The sequence below is a fragment of the Agrobacterium sp. ICMP 6402 genome (assembly GCF_009498615.1).
Taxonomy (GTDB): Bacteria; Pseudomonadota; Alphaproteobacteria; order Rhizobiales; family Rhizobiaceae; genus Agrobacterium; species Agrobacterium burrii.
In genome coordinates, this window is record NZ_QSNV01000001.1 from 973099 (window position 1) to 987827 (window position 14729).

10 protein-coding genes and 1 pseudogene are annotated in these 14729 nt (G+C 56.1%); 6 read left to right on the forward strand and 5 right to left on the reverse strand.

Features of this window, described 5'->3' with window-relative positions; genetic code table 11:
• Nucleotides 1-171: 171 nt before the first annotated feature.
• Nucleotides 172-561, forward strand: coding sequence for a RidA family protein (locus DXT96_RS04890; RefSeq protein WP_149897628.1), 390 nt, complete (start codon nucleotides 172-174; stop codon nucleotides 559-561).
• 59 nt (nucleotides 562-620) lie between these two features.
• Here DXT96_RS04890 and fghA read toward each other — a convergent pair whose 3' ends face one another.
• The 3 genes from fghA to DXT96_RS04905 are packed head-to-tail and all read right to left on the reverse strand — an operon-like array spanning nucleotide 621 to nucleotide 2644.
• Nucleotides 621-1454 carry an S-formylglutathione hydrolase gene (gene fghA / locus DXT96_RS04895; protein ID WP_153513674.1) on the reverse strand — a complete coding sequence of 278 codons (834 nt, stop codon included), beginning with the start codon at nucleotides 1452-1454 and terminating at the stop codon, nucleotides 621-623.
• A 31-nt stretch (nucleotides 1455-1485) separates the two neighbouring features.
• Entirely contained in the window at nucleotides 1486-2163 is a 678-nt protein-coding gene (locus DXT96_RS04900; protein ID WP_153513675.1) for a DUF1345 domain-containing protein, read from the reverse strand.
• Nucleotides 2164-2188: 25 nt separating this feature from the next.
• Nucleotides 2189-2644, reverse strand: coding sequence for a YaiI/YqxD family protein (locus DXT96_RS04905; protein WP_149897625.1), 456 nt, complete (start codon nucleotides 2642-2644; stop codon nucleotides 2189-2191).
• Between the two features lie 165 nt (nucleotides 2645-2809).
• Here DXT96_RS04905 and DXT96_RS04910 point away from each other — a divergent pair, with 165 nt between their 5' ends.
• Nucleotides 2810-3262: a DUF5680 domain-containing protein gene (locus tag DXT96_RS04910; protein WP_153513676.1), complete on the forward strand. Its 453-nt coding sequence runs from the start codon at nucleotides 2810-2812 to the stop codon at nucleotides 3260-3262.
• A gap of 77 nt (nucleotides 3263-3339) precedes the next feature.
• Here the strand turns inward: DXT96_RS04910 and DXT96_RS04915 are convergent, their stop codons facing one another.
• Nucleotides 3340-3996 (reverse strand): peroxiredoxin, encoded by a 657-nt coding sequence (locus tag DXT96_RS04915; RefSeq protein ID WP_065115576.1) that lies wholly within the window; start codon nucleotides 3994-3996, stop codon nucleotides 3340-3342.
• Between the two features lie 501 nt (nucleotides 3997-4497).
• Between DXT96_RS04915 and DXT96_RS04920 the strand changes: the two genes are divergently transcribed.
• From DXT96_RS04920 to DXT96_RS04930, 3 genes and pseudogenes are all read left to right on the forward strand, one after another.
• Nucleotides 4498-5148 carry a glutathione S-transferase family protein gene (locus DXT96_RS04920; RefSeq protein WP_153513677.1) on the forward strand — a complete coding sequence of 217 codons (651 nt, stop codon included), beginning with the start codon at nucleotides 4498-4500 and terminating at the stop codon, nucleotides 5146-5148.
• 46 nt (nucleotides 5149-5194) lie between these two features.
• Nucleotides 5195-5266, forward strand: a pseudogene (locus tag DXT96_RS04925) (LysE family translocator); the annotation flags it as partial.
• A 411-nt stretch (nucleotides 5267-5677) separates the two neighbouring features.
• Nucleotides 5678-6349, forward strand: a complete 672-nt coding sequence (locus DXT96_RS04930; RefSeq protein ID WP_153513678.1) for a response regulator transcription factor — start codon at nucleotides 5678-5680, stop codon at nucleotides 6347-6349.
• A gap of 8 nt (nucleotides 6350-6357) precedes the next feature.
• Here the strand turns inward: DXT96_RS04930 and DXT96_RS04935 are convergent, their stop codons facing one another.
• Nucleotides 6358-7791 (reverse strand): sensor histidine kinase, encoded by a 1434-nt coding sequence (locus tag DXT96_RS04935; RefSeq protein ID WP_246670522.1) that lies wholly within the window; start codon nucleotides 7789-7791, stop codon nucleotides 6358-6360.
• A 307-nt stretch (nucleotides 7792-8098) separates the two neighbouring features.
• On the opposite strand from DXT96_RS04935, the gene DXT96_RS04940 reads away from it, so the two are divergent.
• Complete coding sequence (locus tag DXT96_RS04940; protein WP_153513679.1) at nucleotides 8099-14689, forward strand: peroxidase family protein; 6591 nt, start codon at nucleotides 8099-8101, stop codon at nucleotides 14687-14689.
• Nucleotides 14690-14729: the final 40 nt, after the last annotated feature.

The window sequence follows — 14729 nt, forward strand, 5'->3', positions numbered from 1 at the left end:
CCCACAAAGTGCGTCGCGTCGCCCATAGTTTCACATACGTCATGTATCTTAGTTGAAATGCGCTGCGGAGGTCACTATCTCGCATACGTAACGTATGTGAAAGGGCGTTCGAAGCTTTGAATGCAATGCTTCGCCCGTCCATTGCCACTCAGCCACAAAGAGAGATGCAGGATGACCCAACGCGAAGCGATTTTCCCCGCCAACAGACACGCGCTTTATGAGGAGCATGGCTATTCCGCAGCTATTCGCTCCGGTGACCTTCTGTTCGTTTCCGGCCAGGTTGGCAGTCGTGCTGACGGAACGCCTGAACCGAACTTTGAACAGCAGGTCCGGCTGGCCTTCGAGAACCTGAAAGCCACGCTTGAGGCGGCGGGCTGCACCTTTGACGACATAGTCGACGTGACGACGTTCCACACGGACCCGGAAAACCAGTTCGGAACCATCATGACGGTCAAACAGGAGATTTTCAGCAAATCGCCTTACCCGAACTGGACTGCCGTCGGTGTCAACTGGCTCGCCGGTTTTGATTTCGAGATCAAGGTCATTGCCCGCATCCCATGATGTCAGTCCGGGCCTGAAATGGCGGCGCTCACAGGGCGCCGCCTGCCTCGTCTTCATCCTTATTTCAGCCGCTCGGCGTGCCACTTCAGATGGTCATCCATGAAGGTGGAAATGAAATAATAGGAGTGGTCATAGCGATCGTGCAGGCGCAGTTTCAGGCCGATATCCGTGCCCTTGATCGCCTCTTCGAACAGCCATGGGCGCAGACCTTTTTCAAGGAAACTATCGGCCTTGCCCTGATCGATCAGGAACTCGGGAAACCGCGCGCCATCCTCAACGAGCGAGCAGGCGTCGTATTGACGCCATGCGGCCCGGTCGGCGCCGAGATATTTCTCCAGCGCCGGTTCGGACCAGTCGGCGGAGGAGGGCGCCACGATCGGTGCAAAGGCGGAGCAGCTCTTGAAACGCTCGGGGTTCTTGAGCGCAATGGTGATTGCACCATGGCCGCCCATCGAATGGCCGAAGATGCCCTGACGGCTCATATCCGCGCGGAAATGCTGACCGATGAGGGCCGGCAGCTCTTCCGTTACATAGCTGTACATATGGTAGTGCTCAGACCACGGTGCCTCGGTGGCGTCGAGGTAAAATCCGGCACCCTTGCCCATCTGCCAGTTGGTCAGCTCATCCGGCACATCATTGCCACGCGGGCTGGTGTCCGGGCAGACGATGATCAAGCCCAGTTCGGAAGCCATGCGGCGATATTCGCCCTTTTCCATGACATTGGCATGGGTGCAGGTGAGGCCGGAGAGATACCAGACAACCGGGCAGGGCTCATGGACTGCCTTCGGCGGCACATAGACTGCAAAGGTCATCTCGGATTTCAGGGTGTCGGATGTATGCGAAAATACGCCCTGCATGCCGTCAAAAGCCGTATTTTGCGAAATGATGTTCATGAATCCATTCCTTTGAGAAAAGTTTTCCGGTTCAACTTGCAAGCGCGACTGCGGCATTCACCGCCGCCGCAACCAGAACCGTGTTGAAAAAGAAAGAAACGATGGAGTGCAGCAGCGTGACCTTGCGCATGGCGGTCGTGGTCACCCCCACATCCGATGTCTGCGCCGTCATGCCGATCACCACAGCGAAATAGAGGAAGTCGTAACCGCAGGGTTCCTGCGTCGCTGGAAAATCCATGCCGCCGCGATGCTGGCGCTTGCCATCCACCGTGGCCGGCCGCCAGTATAAATGCGCATAGTGCAGGGCCGTCATGGTGTGGATCGTCAACCAGCCGAAAATCACCGAGGCGAAGGCGATGAGCAGGGTCCAGACCGTCTCGCCCGTATGGTTAAGCGCCTGAAAGAGCGATACAACGGCAACCGCCACCGCAAGCAGCGTGACGGCGATGATGGCGATTGCCGGCAGATCGTCGCTATCGGCATGGGCCTTCAGATGCTGCGCCGTCAGTCCCGGCAGACGAAAGGCAACCAGCGTCAGATAGGTCAGGAAAAACAGAACGGCGGCGATTTCTATGGCAAGCGACGGCGCAATGGCCAATGCCAGACCGAGACCAAGAGCACCGGCGAAAAAAGCGAAGACGAAAGGCTGATGCCGGCGAAAGGCATTGCTTCCGGTCGTCGCGGGGCTTTTCGGTCTGGCCGTGGTCATGGGCGGCACCTCTCTGTTTGCAGCATCATTTTTTGACACGGCGGCAGAAACGGTCAAGCGTCTCCAGAAAGGCGGAGCGGTCGCGCGGTGAAAAAGCAGCATTATATCCCTTGCTCTCACCAGTTTCGCGCAGATGCGCGCCAAGATCACGCATCGCTGTGGCCATGCCGATATTGGCCGGATCAAAAACACGGCCCGTGGGGCCCGTCACCAGCGAGCCCTTGGCGACGCAGCGCCCGGCCAGCGGCACATCGGCGGTGATGACGATATCGTTTTCGCCGGCATGTTCGGCAATCCAGTCATCAGCCGCATCGAAACCGGCCGACACGATGACGTTCTTCACCATCGGATCGCGCGAGGGGCGCAGGCCGGAATTGGCGACGAATGTCACCTCCAACCCATGCCGCTCGGCCACCTTAAGGATTTCCGGTTTCACCGGGCAGGCATCGGCATCGACATAGATTTGCGGATTTTTCGACATGGGCACTCTTCGCAGATAATTCTTGCGACGCTTTTACGGGCAAATGCAGCGATTACCAAGCCCGTCATCGCCGAAATGCCGGTTTGATAAGGGGCGCGAATGCGCTTGCGATCATGGCGAAACATCCATATGTTCCCTTTATGTTCTTTCTTTTGGGAATGTCAGATGCTGGAAAAATTCATCGTTCAGGCCAAGTCTGCCACCTATGTTGGCGGCAGCAATAAATCCGCGATTTCTACCCGAAAAGGATCGCATGATCTCACCTATCAGCAAGGCGACTGGCACTATATCGACAGCTATTTCGGCGGAACCGATTTCATCGGGCAGGAGGTGGTCTGGCATCAGGGCGTCGCGCTCTGGGCGATGAATTATTACGGCCGCATCCTGAGGCCGGATATGATCCACGCCGGGATGGCGGGCAGGGTGATCAAGCACTCCCTCTCAACGCTTTATAAGGAAGGGCGGTTTCTCGGTGGCTTCACCCATCAGCTTGAGGAGCTGATTTATGTGGATACCAATGAAGGAGAATTCCGGTCTTTTACCGGGGTTGAGAGGATTTATCGCGAGGATATCGAGGTTTACCGGCTCGACTATCATGGCGGACTGATAAAGCCCTAGGGTTGACAGAGGTCGCCGCTGCGAGTGGCTAAAAAACAGAGGCGATGAAGGTTCATCGCCCCCATTGTGATTTCAAATCAGCCGGGCTGCTTCGTCTTGCGAAGATAGGGAAGAACCGTGTCGTAGGAGCCGAAACGGGCAATCGCATCTTCGTTGGAAACGGCGGCGGTGATGATGACGTCTTCGCCCTGTTTCCAGTTGGCGGGCGTCGCCACCTGGTGCCTGGACGTCAGCTGAATGGAATCGATGGCGCGAAGAATTTCCTCGAAGTTGCGGCCGGTGGTCATCGGGTAGGTGAGGACCAGCTTGATCTTCTTGTCGGGGCCGATGACGAAGACGGAGCGCACGGTGGCGTTGTCGGCCGGCGTGCGGCCTTCGGAACTGTCGCCAGCTCCGGCCGGCAGCATGTCATAGAGCTTTGCCACCTTCAGGTCCTTGTCGCCGATCAGCGGATAATCGACATTGAAACCTGTCGCGGTGCGGATGTCGTTTTTCCACTTCTCATGGCTTTCGACCGGATCGACAGAAATGCCGATGATCTTGACACCGCGCTTTTCAAATTCCGGCTGCAGGCCGCCCATTGCGCCGAGTTCCGTGGTGCAGACCGGCGTGAAATTCTTCGGATGCGAAAACAGCACCGCCCAGCCGTCGCCGATCCAGTCGTGAAAGCTCACCGGCCCATGGGTGGTCTCGGCGGTGAAATCAGGTGCTATGTCGTTGATACGCAGGCTCATCTGATAGTTTCTCCCTAATGATTTGAACTGAAATCCTGGTTGTTTTCGGCAATCCGTGTCCGGCGCCGGAGCTTAGAGTGTCTGCGCGAAATGGCCAGCCTTTTCATCGCACCACGGTAGCGCGGCCGAGCAGGCGAAGTTTGCGAAATTCCAGCGAAAGCTTGATGACACTCCTTGGCAGATATTCGGTTGTGGCCAGTCCGACAATTTTCGACAAGGATTATACGGACAAGAGAATCTGCTGAATTTGCGGCAGGATCATGCGACCTTTGGCCACGCCGTCAAAAGCGTCAGGCGGGGCGGTGCATGCCAATGACGCCTGCCGGCGGATATCCCGTCGGAGATGGTGCAAACGTTATCGCCCTAAAGGCAGGTGTGTGAGGCAGGATTATTTTTGGTAGTCGATGTACCTGTTCTGGCGTAGCATAACCAGCCGGCTCTGAAACTGACGCGAAAACTGCGCGCACGCCATCTCCAAACCCAATGTTATGGGGAATACCGATGACGATCACGATTACCGCCTTTGAACGTTCACCCGATGGCGGCAAGGGCCTCGCCCGTGACATGCGCGTTCGTTGGGCGTTGGAAGAGGTGGGCCAGCCTTACGATGTTCGCCTTCTCTCCTTCAAGGCGATGAAGGAACCGGAGCATCTAGCGCTTCAGCCATTCGGGCAGATTCCGACCTATGAAGAGGATGATCTTGTCCTGTTCGAATCCGGGGGCATCATCTTCCATATCGCCGAGCGCCATGCCGGCCTGCTGCCGAAGGAGGCGGATGCGCGGGCGAGGGCGATAAGCTGGATGTTTGCCGCGCTCAGCACTATGGAGCCGCCAATCGTCGAGCACTTCGTCACGGGCTTTCTCGAAAGAGACAAAAGCTGGCATCGCGAACGCCTGCAGATCGTCGATGAACGCATTCGCAAACGGCTCGGCGAATTGTCCCGCCGCCTCGGTAATGCCGACTGGCTCGATGGTGCATTCAGCGCCGGCGATCTGTTGATGATCTCGGTCCTGCAAAGAATAACAAGCTCAGGCATTCTCGAGGAATATCCGAACCTTGCAGCCTATGTGGCGCGTGGCGAGGCACGTCCCGCCTATAAGCGCGCTTTCGCCGATCAGTTGGCTGTCTTCAAAGCTGCTCAGAACGGTTGAACGTCTCACTCCGGAGCATTGACGCGATATGCTATTCCAAGCGACCGTGGTGCAGCGATGGCTGATGAGCACGGTTCTCGCCGGGCTCGCCATTCGCATGGCCACGGAGGCGCGTCGTCAGGATCGTCCGGCTTCAGCCCGGCAATCCACAGCCGGTAAGAATATCGTCAACAAGGCCCAGTCGGCCCGAAGTTGAGATTTTGGCCAACTCAAAGAACAGGTAGATAACTCGTGATCACATAGAGTCTGACGGCGAACCTTGGCTTTCCAGGGCGCGGTAGACAGTCATCCTGGGTTAACCGGACAACCTCATCCTCCTCGATCGTGTCGACAAGGATGCCGAAGGTTGGAGAAAACGCGGATGGCCATCTCGCAGACGGTCGTGCGTCCCGGTCCGGACGGCATAGCCTGCGTGACTTCAGTCAAACAACGTGACGTCAGCAAATCCCGTATTAACTAGTTCTAAACCAATTCTTTGCGGATAAAACGATAAATGCTAATGTACCTACCAAAAATGGGGGTCTGTAGCATGTCTGTGCGTATTGCGTTCGTCGATGACCATCCAGTTCTTCTGGAGGGGCTCGTCAGTCTCTATAATGAAAAGACCGATTTTGATGTCGTTGCGATGGGGCATACGGCATTTGATGCGATCAGGATTGTTGAAGAGACGCGACCGGACGCTATCGTGCTCGACCTGAGCATGCCGGGAGATTCTTTCAAGGCGATAGGGCACTTGCTGGCGCAGTTTCCGGAAACAAAAATTGTGGTATTTACGGCCTCCAATGCGATCCAGCCTGCGGTTGAGCTTTTGGAGGCGGGCGTCTCCGGCTACGTCTTGAAGGGCAGTTCTTGCATTGAGCTTCAGGAGGCGATCAAGACTGCCTGTCGCGGTGAGTCCTATGTAACGCCGGGCTTTGCGACGAAGGTCATCATGTCGATAAAAACTGCAGAGCTTGTTCGGAAAAACGGCGTGACGCAGCAGAGACTTCATCACCGGGAAGAGCAAATCGTCGGTGGTCTTCTTAAGGGAATGACGAACCGGGAGATCGGTGAAAATCTCAAGATCAGTGAAAAGACAGTCAAACACTACATGACGTCTATGATGCAGAAACTCAATGTGAGAAACCGCGTTGAGCTGGTGATCGCTGTTAAAAACCGCGCTGTTCCACGCGATCCCATATTGGAAAACACTCTACAATAGATGTGCAGTCAATCGGCATTAATCGGTAAAACGGCAACGGCGATCGAACCGTTTTTACCTGGAAAAAAGCGCATTCGTCCGCCGAAAGAGCGGATGCGGCGTTTTTGGCTGACTTGTCCCAACCTCACCCTTTGAACCTCTTTTTGGGAGGTGATCAACCGGCTTGCGCCAAAATCGGCAACGCTGACATAGAGGCGGCCGTTACGCAGACGATAACGAACGATCTGTCGGTTTCCATGCGCGTGACGATAGCTGTTCATCAGCCCTTCCAGTACAAACCGATACAGGCAGATGGAGAGGTCGTGCAGGCGGATATCGATGCGTTCGCGATCGGCTATCTCCACCTCACACCCGGTGATCTCGTAATAACGTTTCAGGGATAATTCAATCGACTGCTGAAGCGTGATGCCCTCCAGTTCCGGAAGGATAAGTCCGGCGGAAATATTGCGCAGTTCCTCAAGGACGCCGGAGACCAAATCAAGGATCTTTTGAAGTGTGCGTCGCTGACTAGTGTCTTCCGGATCCGTGGCGACCATGTCGCTCATCCGAAGCTTTACAAGTGTCAGCACCTGCACGGAACCGTCATGCAGATCGGCGCCAATTTGATCCAATATGCGTTCATTGAGCTTGCCGGCTTCCGTGCGGGCGCTGTCTGCAATGACCCGCAGGCGGTCGTTTTCTATCGACAGATCAATGGCATTGCGCAGGCTTTGGCGCAGTGTTTTTCGCTGCTCGTCGATGACCCTGCTGGTACGTCGAACGATAAGGTAAAGCAGAGACAACATTGGAACAGAAAGCAGGAAGACCACCGCCATCGTCACTGTGCGCGCATTGGATATCTGTTTTCGTAACTTCACGGACTCCTGGTATATCTCACCGGCAAGCAAGACTTTTCCACTGGTGTCCGTGTAGAGTGGCGCATAAATCTCGAGCAGCAACTCATTTTTCTCGCCCGTGCTGTATTCGTGTTTGTCGCCATCGGTGCGCGAAACCACTATGTCGCCCGCCAATGCGCCGGTGAGTTCGGGAAACATCTCCCGCTGACTGCCAATCTCGCCGCTGGCCGAAAAGGCTGGCGTTCCATCGGAAAGCCAAATCTTCACATTGGTGATACGTTCGTCCTGAGGGCCGTGGCCGATGAGATATTCGATATCGCTTGTGAACTGCTCATCGAAAATGAAGTTGCCCTGGCTGTCCCGTCGCAGGAAGGGTGTAATCGATGTTTGCATACGGGCAGCGCCCGCAACGCCCGCCGCATCCAGCGCTGATCGCTCCACCCGGGATGCGGTAAAAAAGCTCAATGCAGCCATAAGTCCAAAGACGACAATGGAGGCGGTAAGCAAGAACTGATTGGCGATGGAGAGATCGGCAATCGCTCTGAACATCCAGCGTCTTGGCTGCGGCTTTATGTAACCTGCAATGCGGGATGCACTTTTGTTCATTACCAGCCCTCTTCGACAGACTGTAAAAATGATTGTCCTGCATTGCAGACGTTGAACAGTCTATATTCGATCCTTTTCTATAATAAACCGATAAAAACTAATCATTTTGGATTAATTATATCAATAATAATTAAGACGATGGTCGGAAGAAGGATTAGGACCTTGCGACAATACATCGTTAGACCAAGCGCTATTTGAAAAAACTCTGATTATGCCAGTCTCTTAGGCGGGATGTCGTCTTCTGCCTCAATGGGCGAGGCGGCGATTGTTTTCAGTAGCGTTGGAGGCGGGGACACCCGAACGTCAAATGGTCACACTCATCAAACACGATCTCGAATTCATTCTCAAACAGATCGCAATTGCTGAAGCTCATACTGCATTGATCGCAGGCTTGACGCCTGAGGATTTTGCAGAGGGCGACCCGATCGGGGAGGCGCTACGGAGCTTGGTCGATAGCCCGCTGTTACCATCAGGCCTGCGCACCGTGGATGGCAGCTACAATAATCTGGTGCCGGGACGCGAAAAGTGGGGCGCTTCTGGCGAACCTTTCAAGCCGCTCACGCAGCCGAACTGGGTCAATGAAAACGACGATACATTGATGTTTGGAACGCCTGCCAACCCAGTGTGGCTGAACAACGGCAACTACGCTCCGGGCGCACCCGGCACTCCGGGCTTTGCGCCTGGAACGGTTGTGGATGCCGATCCCCGTCTCATCTCAAACCTCATTGTGGATCAAACGCTTGCAAACCCGGCCGCTGTTGCTGCGGCCTTGCGCCTTGCCGGCCACTCCGAAGCGAACATAGCCCAAGGCGTGATTGCTATCCGTCAAGCCTTCGAGGGCGACGCCGCCGCGCAGGCAAATCTCGTTGCGGCCAACCTTGCCGTGACGGGTGCGCAAGCCAATGTGCAGCAGGCATTGGCAGATGTCGTTGCGGTCACAGACCCCGCTGATCTTCCCGCTGCGCTCGACGCTCTTGCCGCTGCGCAGCAAGCGTTGACCGCTGCCCAGGCTCAACAGGTGCAAACCGCCCAGGCGGCGGGTATTCTTGATGGCCTCCTTGAGCAATGGGGCGTGCAGATGGACGGCAACACCGTGCTTTTGCCGAATGTTTCTCCGGATGAAGGGCTTTCGGCACCTTACAACGCCTGGTTCACGCTGTTTGGCCAGTTCTTTGATCATGGCCTCGATCTCGTTGCCAAGGGGGGTAACGGCACCGTCTATATTCCTTTGCAACCGGACGATCCGCTCTATAACCCGGCAACGCCACACACCAATTTCATGGTGCTGACACGCGCCACGGTCGGCGAGGGCGCCGGCAACGTTACCACGCCATGGGTAGACCAGAACCAGACCTATACGTCTCATGCATCACATCAGGTGTTCCTGCGCGAATATGAGACCGTCAACGGCAAGACGGTTGCGACCGGTCTGCTGCTGGAAGGCGAAAATGGCGGCCTTGCGACATGGGGTGAGATCAAGGCGCAAGCGCGCGAAATGCTGGGCATTGAGCTGACAGATGCCGATGTCGGTAAAGTGCCGATGATCCGCACTGATCCCTATGGCCGTTTTATTCCTGACCCCGTGACCGGCTTTGCGCAGTTGATCGTTGGTATCGGCGCCGATGGCGTGCCCAATACGTCTGACGATATCGTGGTGTCCGGCACGCCGGATATGCCAGTCAATCCGACCACTGTACTGGCACTCAGACTTCCAAACGCGTTTCTGGATGACATCGCCCATGCCGCAGCGCCCGTTATCACCAACGGCGTGCTTATGGCCGACAATGACGATGCCGTGGGTTATTCGGGCGGTTTTGGTCCGCGCGGCAACCAGACGCATTATGACGACGAACTGCTCGATGCGCATTACATTACCGGCGACGGTCGCGGAAACGAAAATATCGGACTGACGGCGGTCCATTTCGTTTTCCATGCGGAACATAATCGCCAGATAAATGCGGTCAAACAGACCGCCATCGCAACGACGATTTCGGAAGGCGACTTCACCTTTATCAACCAGTGGCTTGCCGAACCGATCAGCGTCTTGCCTGCCGATCTGAGCACACTTGTCTGGAATGGCGAGCGTCTTTTCCAGGCGGCGCGCTTTGCCACGGAAATGCAGTATCAGCATCTGGTTTTTGAGGAATTCGCCCGCAAAATCCAGCCGGATGTTGATATCTTCCTCGTTCAGCCGGACGTGGAACTTAATCCGGCTATCTTTTCCGAATTTGCCAATGTCGTCTATCGCTTCGGCCATTCGATGCTGAACCAGACTGTCGACCGCATCTATGCGGATGGAACGCGGGACAATGTCGATCTTTTCGATGCTTTTCTGAATCCGCTGGAGTTTGGCGAAACAGGCATTTCCCAGGCGCAGATGGCCGGTGCGATTGCCATGGGCATGTCGTCCCAGCATGCCAATGAGATCGATGAATTCGTCACCGATGTCCTGCGTAATCAGCTTGTCGGCATTCCGCTCGATCTTGCTGCGCTTAACATCGCCCGTGGTCGCGACACTGGCATGCCGACACTCAATCAGGCCCGCGCGCAGTTCATGGAATTTGCCAATGGCGATACCAATCTGCGGCCTTATGTCAGCTGGGCAGATTTCGCCGTCAATATCAGAAACCCGGAATCCATCATCAACTTCATTGCGGCCTACGGCACACATTCAAGCGTGACTGGCGCGATGACGATCGAAGCCAAACGTGATGCCGCTATGGAACTTGTCTTCGGTGTTGACATCAACGGTGATGGCATTGTCCCGAGCGAACAGGACCGGCAGGATTTTCTCAACGCACGCGGCCTCTATGCGGGCGGTAGCCTGGGTGGTCTGAACGATATTGACCTGTGGGTCGGTGGTCTTGCGGAAAAGAAGATGGCGTTTGGCGGTATGCTGGGCTCGACCTTCTCCTTCATTTTCCAGCTTCAGATGGAAAATCTGCAGGATTCGGACCGCTTCTACTATCTGTCGCGCACACAGGGCCTCAACCTGCTGACGGAGCTGGAAAACAACTCCCTCTCCAAGATCGTCGCGCGCAACACCAGTGTCGGGCCTGATGGACTTGCCCTCCCGGCCGACATTTTCTCGACGCCCGACCATATTTTCTATGTCGATGCTGCCAAACAGGCGCAGATGACCGGAATAGCCGACCCGCAGCACGAAAACCCTGTTCTTGAAGCGGTCTCCAAATTGGTCGAACGCGGCCCGAATTTCATCCGCTACAACGGTCTCGACCACATTCTCATTCAAGGAACGGATGACGACGACCACATTATTTCAGGTGGTGGTGACGACAGTGTCTGGGGTGGGATGGGCAACGATCGCATCGAGGCCGGTTATGGCGTGGACGCTATCAATGGCGGCGCAGGTGACGACATCATCACCAGTGCCGGCACGGATATAGGTGCTGTCAGCGTGCTGAAGGGTGAAAGCGGCAATGACGTGATTGTCGATGGCACGGGCATGTCGCTGATTTTCGGCGGTGAGGGCAAGGACTACCTTGTTTCCGGCGCCGATGACGGCGAAATCCGCGGTGGCCAGGGCGACGACTTCATCTCCGGGGGTGACGGTATCAATGCGCTTTTCGGCAACGAGGGCGATGACTGGATCGAAGGCGGCGGCGGTTTCGATTACATCGCTGGCGACAATGGTGAGCTCTTCTTCAACTCGACCGTCATCGGGCACGACGTGCTGAACGGCGGTTCCGGCGATACCGACTACGATGCGGACTCCGGCGATGACATCATGTTTGCCGGAGAGGGCATTCAGAAGAACATCGGCATGTGGGGCCATGACTGGGTTATCCATCAGGGCCAGAAGAACGGTGCCGATGCGGATATGCGTGTCGATATCTTCACAACACTGCCTCTGGAAGTGTTGCGAGACCGCTTCAGCCAGGTAGAAGGCCTTTCAGGCTGGGATCATAATGACGTTTTGCGTGGCGATGATCGCCTCGGAACCGGACCGGAAGGCGGCACGGTCACCGACCCGACGCCCGAAACAGGCTTCCGTTACAACGAGCTTAATCAGGCTGGTATCGACCGTATCGCCGGCCTCAACCAGATCATCACGCAAGACATGATGAGCACGGGCGAATACTGGGCCGACGGATCGTGGGAAAATGGCAGAACCGGTACGACGGAACGGGTTTTTGTTGGTGGAAACATCATCCTTGGAGGTGGCGGTTCCGATATGATCGAGGGTCGCGGCGGCGATGATGTCATCGATGGTGACCGTTATCTGAGCGTGCGTATCATCGGCCAATCGAAGGATGGGATCGCCTTCACGGTCAAGAGCCTTGAAGATACCGTCACCCTGAATGGCGTCACGAAATCGCTGACCTCATGGATGGTCGATGGTCGCATCAATCCCGGTTCGATGCAGATCGTGCGTGAACTTCTCGATGGCGGCGGCGATGGAGATATCGATACCGCTATCTACTGGGATGATTTTGCAAACTACGATATCACCGCCAATCAGGATGGCAGCTTTACCATTTCGCATGTCAATCCAACGGCCGGCGCAATCGATCCGATAACCGGGCGTAATCGTGTGCCTGACGGTACTGATCGGCTATACAATATCGAGCGGCTGCAATTTGCCGACCGGACGGTCGACATCAGCGCCGGACTGCCGCAACCAGCAACCGGCGTGCCTGTCATCATCGACGCAACGCCGACCAATGGTCAGGTTTCTCCGGAAGAAGGCCAGACACTGACGGTCGATGTTTCGCAGATTGCCGACGCTAACGGCATCGAAAGCGCCTTCGCCTACCAGTGGCAATATCTGAACGGAACGACCTGGACCGATATTCCCGGTGCGACCGCTGCGACCTTTGTGCCAACCGAGCCCAATGCGCTGCTGCTTCAGCTTGGCGATATCAATGAAATCGGTCGTCAACTGCGTGTCTCTGTCAGCTTCACCGATGGGCTGGGCGGTACCGAGACGGTCATTTCCGTTCCGACCTTGCCGGTTGTGGCACGCGGCGGCGTTACCCTGAATGGCAATGCTCTCACCAACAACGTCTTGAATGGCGGCAATGGCGACGACACGCTCAATGGTGTCGATCCATTCATCATCCTTGGCGGCAACGATACGCTGAACGGCGGTGCCGGCAACGATATCCTGAACGGTCTTGGCGGCAACGACACCCTCAATGGCGGGACCGGTGACGATACGCTGAACGGCGGGAACGGTAACGACACGCTGAATGGCGGCGCTGGTTTTGACGTGATCAATGCCGGTGCCGGCACCGACACGATCAACCAGACCAGCACCGATGGGCGTGATCTGATCGACGGCGGTACCGGGGTCGACACGTATCGCCTGACAGGTGTCGCAGGTGCCGAACTGTTCCGTATCTATGCGGTTACCAACGGCCAGAACGCCAATCTCGCAACGTCTCTCGGAACGATCTTTGCGACGAATACTGAAATCGTCATTACCAGAACAGTGGGTGGTGTCGAATCTGTCATTGCGGAGCTCGACAATATCGAAGAGATCGTCGTCAACACCCTTAACGTGACAGCCAATGATGGCGGTGGGCTCAACACCGGTGTCAACAATGGCGATACCGTGCAGGTTATCGGCAACTTCACCTCCACGAGCCTGAACTTCAGCACCATCACCATCGATGGCAGTGCGGGCAATGATACTGTGGATATCAGCGCGTTGACTTCGGCACATCGCATTGTCTTCCGCTCCAATGGCGGTAGCGACACGATTGTCGGAACGCTTCGTCCGCAGGACGTTATCGAACTGCCCGCCGGCAGCAGTCCGCAGGACTTCAGTCGCACCTATGATGCTGCAACGGGCCTTTCCACCCTCTCCAACGGCACACATCAGATCGTATTTTTCGGCGATATGACTCCAGGGCTTAAAGAATACGAAAATGAGCACGAGGACGACGACGATGATGATGATCAGGAGGGCGAAGGCAACGGTGGCGAATGCGGAAATACGCCAGATGATGGGGTCCCCAATGGCAATAATGGCGGGGGCAACACGACGCCGCAGCCGATAGCTGCCAAAACACTGATCGGTACGTCCGGCAACGACACCCTCATGGGTGCGGCGGGTCACGACACGCTGATTGGCGGCGATGGCACGGATATTCTCGTCGGTGACGCCGGCAACGACATTCTCCGCGGCGAGGCCGGTGATGATGTCATTCTGGGTGGTGACGGCAAGGATGTCGCAAACGGTGGTGACGGTAACGACGAAATCCACGGTGGTGCCGGCAACGATCTCATCTTCGGCGGCGCAGGTAACGACTTGCTGTTTGGAGACGAGGGCGACGATATCCTTGAAGGCGGTGCCGGCAACGATCGTATCTGGGCTGGTGCAGGCAATGACACGATACTTGCCACGCTGAACGATGGTGACGACGTCTATTACGGGGAAGACGGCACAGATACATTGGACTACTCGGTCAGCACGACCAATCTCACCGTCGATCTCGGCAATGGGCTGATGGGGCGCGGTTCCGTCAGTGGTGCAAGCACCGGCAACGATACGTTCTTCGGCTTCGAAAACTTTATCGGCGGATCCGGTCACGACAAGATTGTCGCCTCCACTGCCGTCAACATCATCGATGGCGGACTTGGGGATGACACCTTCAAGTTCAACTCCGCTGCCGCTGCAAATGGCGACACGATCTATGGCTTCAGCACCGGGGACAAGATTGATTTCTCCGGCATGGGGCAGGGGCTGCGCCTGACGGCTGGCACCACGATGACGGCGCTTGGCGATGTGACGATTGCCCACGAAATACGTGATGGCGAGGAATTCACCGTCATCAGGGGCAATACGCAGGGTGATGACGGGGCAGATTTCGAACTCGCCCTGCATGGCCGCCATAACCTCACTGCCAATGATTTCGTTGGCGTTTCCTGAGCTTTAACCCGAGGCATCGGCCGCGACGGGCGGCCGAACA

Excerpts from the sequence above, each read along its gene's own strand:
- DXT96_RS04915 (WP_065115576.1), bottom strand. The coding sequence starts at position 3,996 with ATGAGCCTGCGTATCAACGACATAGCACCTGATTTCACCGCCGAGACC.
- DXT96_RS04935 (WP_246670522.1), bottom strand. The coding sequence starts at position 7,791 with ATGAACAAAAGTGCATCCCGCATTGCAGGTTACATAAAGCCGCAGCCA.
- DXT96_RS04905 (WP_149897625.1), bottom strand. The coding sequence starts at position 2,644 with ATGTCGAAAAATCCGCAAATCTATGTCGATGCCGATGCCTGCCCGGTG.
- DXT96_RS04900 (WP_153513675.1), bottom strand. The coding sequence starts at position 2,163 with ATGACCACGGCCAGACCGAAAAGCCCCGCGACGACCGGAAGCAATGCC.
- fghA (WP_153513674.1), bottom strand. The coding sequence starts at position 1,454 with ATGAACATCATTTCGCAAAATACGGCTTTTGACGGCATGCAGGGCGTA.
- DXT96_RS04920 (WP_153513677.1), top strand. The coding sequence starts at position 4,498 with ATGACGATCACGATTACCGCCTTTGAACGTTCACCCGATGGCGGCAAG.
- DXT96_RS04940 (WP_153513679.1), top strand. The coding sequence starts at position 8,099 with ATGGTCACACTCATCAAACACGATCTCGAATTCATTCTCAAACAGATC.
- DXT96_RS04910 (WP_153513676.1), top strand. The coding sequence starts at position 2,810 with ATGCTGGAAAAATTCATCGTTCAGGCCAAGTCTGCCACCTATGTTGGC.
- DXT96_RS04890 (WP_149897628.1), top strand. The coding sequence starts at position 172 with ATGACCCAACGCGAAGCGATTTTCCCCGCCAACAGACACGCGCTTTAT.
- DXT96_RS04930 (WP_153513678.1), top strand. The coding sequence starts at position 5,678 with ATGTCTGTGCGTATTGCGTTCGTCGATGACCATCCAGTTCTTCTGGAG.